Below are 4,879 nucleotides of genomic sequence, written 5' to 3'. Positions count from 1 at the left end.
TCATAGACCGGGGCTGCCGCCGAATAGCGTGGCCCGCCGGGCTGGGGTGGTGGGCAGCTATTGGTTTCCTCGCAGGTCGGATCGACCGGATCGCTTGGATCGGGGGCCTTGGTATTCTGGCTGACCAGATACCAGTTGCCATCCGTGTTGGCGCTGCCTGAAGCTTGCACCGATCCTTGCCCCTGTCCTCCGTTCTGCCCCGATCCCTTTTGCAATGTATAGGCAAAGGCGGAGGCTGTCATGATCGCCTGCTGGCCATCCTTGGTGGTGTAATCGCCATTGAGCGTGAAACGGCCGTCCGACTGGCCACCGACATCGATGATCTTGATGCCATTGACGGTCTGCGCGCCCAGACCACCGCGATTGCTGATGGAAAGTTTTGTGTCACCCGCTGTATTGCCGGTGACCACGAGACGGCTTGTGGGCGAATTGTCGTCGCCGAGCTGTGTCGTGATGTCCAATGCTCCGCCGACACCCGAATAATCGCCGTTGATGGTGAGAGTTCCAATGCCATGCCGTCCGGGAGCAATAATGCCAGCGTTTTTGGTGGTGCCGACAGTTCCTGTACCTTCCAGCTTGCCCGCAGAACCGATGTCGAGACCGCCGCCGAATTGTCCGGTAGCAACGAGCGTCCCCTCAGTAATGGCAGCATTGCCGCTATAGGCGTGCATTTCCCCCTCGAGTTCAAGTTGACCCCCGCCAACCTTGGTAAAGCTGCCTGTCCCGGACATCACGCCGGTCAGTGCAAGCGTGGTATCGGGATCGGTATTGAAGGTGCCGGACCCAACAAATTCGACCGAGCGTTCGCTGGAGATGCTTGCCGTCGAGTTCAACGATCCGCCCTCGAAAATCAGCGCGCCTTTTGCTGCGCCCAGATTGTTATCTGCCGAAATCCGCAGCGTACCGGCACCGATGCGGGTTCCGCCGCTGTAAGTATTGTCACCCGCAAGGACAAGAATTCCCAAGTCTGTCTTCACCAATTGCGCATCGCCGGCTATTGGGCTGCGGATTGTTGCGGTTATCGCTGCGCCTGTCGCAGTACCGTCCCCGACACGGAAAGTCGATTGCGGCGCGACCATTGTCAGAACGTCACCGGTAATCACATAGTTGTCGGTGGCAAATTGCAGCGCTTTGACCGCCACTGTGCCGCGGCTGTTATCGACAACTACCGTGCCAGCACGACCACCAAAAATCGCGAGCGACCCGTCGCGATAGCTTGAGTTGATATTGCCTGAATACTCTGTCCAGTTGGTGTTGCCCGCATTGTTCTGCCAGACGCCGTCCCCACCCTGGATGAGGCCATCAAACTTTGCTCCAGCATCACCATCCCAGAAGTCAAAATCTGCGCCCCCGGCGATTAGATTGACCTGCTGGGCCATTGCGGTTTGGATCATCGCCGAACCACGCGGCAGATTTCCGATAGCGAGGCCATTATCGGTCAAGTTGCCCGTATAGCTGAGCATACGATAAAGACCGGGCCCATAATTGCCGCCTGTCGCTTCCAGGACGTTGAGGGTGCCGTCGAGGGTCAAATCGCCTTTGACAACCACAAGGTCATTGAGCGGGCCACCTTCCGTACCGTCTTCGCCCAGTTCCATGGCAAGGGTGGCGCCTGGCGCAAGCACGAGATTGCCATTAATGGTCAGCGTTCCGGCATGAGTGGCGACATCGCCCGGATCAAGGATACCTGAAATATTAACGTCGCCTCCGATTGTTCCCGATCCACCGAGTGTCGCCGAAGAAGCGACAGTTGTAACACCCGTGGCCAGCGACTGATCGCCATTGATATAAAGGCTTCCGGAATCGATCGTGGTTGCGCCTTGATAACTGTTTGCTCCCGTTAGCACCGTCGTCCCCGGCCCGTTCTGCGTGAGTGATCCCGCGCCGGAAATTGTTGCCGAGAATTGATAATTCGCATCATCATGGTTGAAGTTTATGCGATTGCCAGCAGCAGCCATTGTAACCAGCGCCGCATCCAGAATGCCTGCATGCTGAGCTGTTCCCCCCACAACACCACCGATGTTGAAGGTCGCATTACCCGGGCCCATGGCGAGGACGCCGCTTCCTACCCTGATCACCGCACCGTCTGAAAGCGTGACCACGCCCTTGTTGCCGCTTGCGGCCGAATTGGTAATTGCGAAGGCGCCAGTGGTTTCTATGAGAGATCCCTCGCCTGTGACAAGCAAGGCCGCGTCTGGCGCATTGATGCCGGTGCCAACATAGCCAATCGTTACCGACCCAGCGGCAATATGGCCGCCTTCGCGCACGGTGACCGTGCCGCGACGCAACTGCAGCGCTTGCGCGATCGACCATTGCGAACCTGTGCCCGATATTACGACAGTGCCGTTGCCGGTTGCAAGCTGTCCACCCACCAGTGGACTGGTGCCGTTCGAGATCAGCTTGCCGCCATTGAGAACATTGATCGTCGCGGTTCCAAAACGCCCGAGCACGGAGGTACCGGCAATCGCAACCTGAGACCCGGCACCGGTAATAAGCATTGTCCCGCTGCTGTTGGCGGCATAGGCCATGTCGAATGCCCCAAAGGATGCAGAACCGCCGTTGCTGACGGTGAGAAAGCCGGAACCTGCTGCGCCAATCTGCGAGGTGGCAGTGCCGGAGGTGGCAAAACGCGTTGCAGGACCGTCGACGATCAGTTCGCCGCTATTGCGCAGCATGAGCACCGATGTTCCGGTGGTTCGTCCACCCGCTTCGAGCTTCAAGGCGCCACGATCAACGGTGGTCGCTCCGCTATAAGTGTTGTTGCCGGTCAGGTTCAGCCTGCCTAATCCAGACTGAGTCAATGTGCCGGTGCCCGTAACTGACCCGGAATAGGACAGATTATCGGAACGATTGAAGATAAGTGCGCCATTATTGGCAATATCGCCGCTCACGCTGCCGCTCACGCCGCCGTTTCCGATTTGCAACGTGCCGGCGGCGATTGTCGTGCCACCGCTATAGTTGGCCGTTCCGGCCAATATCAATGTGCCTGCGGCAGTTTTCGAGAGCGATCCAGATCCACTGATGGGCCCACTCAATGTCAGCACGGTGCTGGCATTGATTGCAAAACTCCCAACGCCCGTCAAACTTACGGCTCTTGCCGATGTCATGCTGGCTGTGGTGTTCAGGGTGCCGCCGTCAAGGGTTAAGGCACCGGAAGAATTTCCAAGATTGGCGTCGGACGAGATCCTGAGTGTTCCACCATTGATCAGGGTGCCGCCGGTGTAGCTGTTGGCTGCGTTGAGCACAAGGATGCCAGCGCCTGATTTGACCAACTGACCGTCTCCGGCAATATCAGCGCTTATTGTGGCCGTCATCGTCGCGTCGGCGGCGGTCCCGTCACCGACGCTTAAAACCGTGTGAGCGTCACCCAGAGTGAGTTGGTTACCGGACAAAACGTAACCGTTGGACGAAAACTGTGACCCGCCAATGGTAATGGGATTTGCCAGTGTCACTGTTCCAGCGGTGCCGCCAAAAATGGCATTATCATGTGCAGGGTTATTCCACGCGCTATAGGGACCGTTAAGCCCGTCTGCGGTCGCACTCCAGAAAGGGCTGGTCAGGTTCCAGGTTCCTGCCCCGCCCCGGCCTGTGGTGACACCATTGGGGTCCCAGTAAAGCGACGCGGAGAATGCACTGTTTGCAGCAAAGATCGACGAAAGCGAAACAACGAGGATCTGTGGGGCAACAGTGAGCGCCCAAGACAGCGTGTTTGACGAAGCACCCGCGCCCCTGTCCTTGCATCTGATCGATCGCCCGGCTGTCCACCGGCAGGTAAAACAGAAAATTCCATATAATCCATGACCGGTTTCGACGATTTCCAGTTTGTCACTCTGCTGCATACAAATCCCCGACTTCAGATCCCATAGTTTTGCTGTTCAGATTGCCTTGAAGCGCCCGCCCTTTGCGCGAAAAGTGATTAACAAATTTGATAATCTATCTGTCGATCAATCGAGTTGAGCTCAGACTTTAGAGGTTAGAAACCCTGGCGCCCGCTCAGTCTTTCCAAAAAAGACCGTGTGTCGGCTACCCGGACCAAATATCCTTTTCATCCTTTAAAGCCGTCAACGCCAGAGCATATTCAAGCATCGAGCTTTGACTTTATCAAATCGCCATCAGATAAACTTGAATGAACATATCCTTATGCTCCAAAACAGCAAATGTTTTTAGATAAAGGTATTTATTTTATTTATTACTAATCCATATAATTATCATATCATTGTAGAAACGCAGAATATAGTCGCATGTTGTGCTTCATTGATTGGAAGATACTTTGTCATCACCCGGGCAATGATTTGAGGAAGGTTTCAATCACCGAAGTGCTACGACTTTATCAAAGGCCGGCACGCCTGGGCAATCGGCTTTCTGAAGCGAACGGAGTCTATCCGACCGGCATGATTTAGCCCTATTATGGTGAGGTTGTTTGAAGGCTTGGTTTCTACGGACCTATGCCTGGCAATGGCCGTGCCAAGCCGATGATCGGTTGCGTTTTACGCTGACCATCCGCCAGCTGGCTGATGACGCTGATAGGTTCGATGATGATTTCGAACTGTCTAAGCTTGCGTTTGTGTTGAACATTCCGCGTTGTAAACAGTTGGGCGCCTGCACGCTTCCGACTAGCCCCGTCGGCTCCAGATTGGAGCGGGGCGCGGTAAGCACGCTGCGCAAAGATCTGATGCGAAGAGGCTCCCGGTGATTGCCGGGAGAGTGTTTGCTCGGTGCGGCGGCTTTACCAACTCACCTTGAAGCCCGCATTGGCCTTGAGGCTGTAGCTGTCGGCAAAATGAGTTAAGCCTGTATTGACCGAGCCTTCGCCGTAAAGCGCATATTTGTTGTCGGCCCAGGCATAGCTGCCGCCGAGACCAATGCCACCCCAGGTCCG

Annotated in this window: 1 protein-coding gene; it reads right to left on the bottom strand. The window is 55.9% G+C overall.

Going from position 1 to position 4,879, the window contains the following annotated elements; genetic code table 11:
* Positions 1 to 3,839, bottom strand: a 3,839-nt coding sequence (locus QBD00_RS23485) for an autotransporter-associated beta strand repeat-containing protein (protein WP_318580692.1), incomplete at its 3' end; no start/stop codon positions are given.
* Positions 3,840 to 4,879: the final 1,040 nt, after the last annotated feature.

The sequence above is a fragment of the Ochrobactrum sp. AN78 genome, assembly GCF_029909885.1.
GTDB classification, from domain to species: domain Bacteria; phylum Pseudomonadota; class Alphaproteobacteria; order Rhizobiales; family Rhizobiaceae; genus Brucella; species Brucella quorumnocens.
The sequence above is the reverse complement of the archived record's forward strand: the minus strand, read 5'-3'. Positions and strand labels throughout refer to the sequence as shown.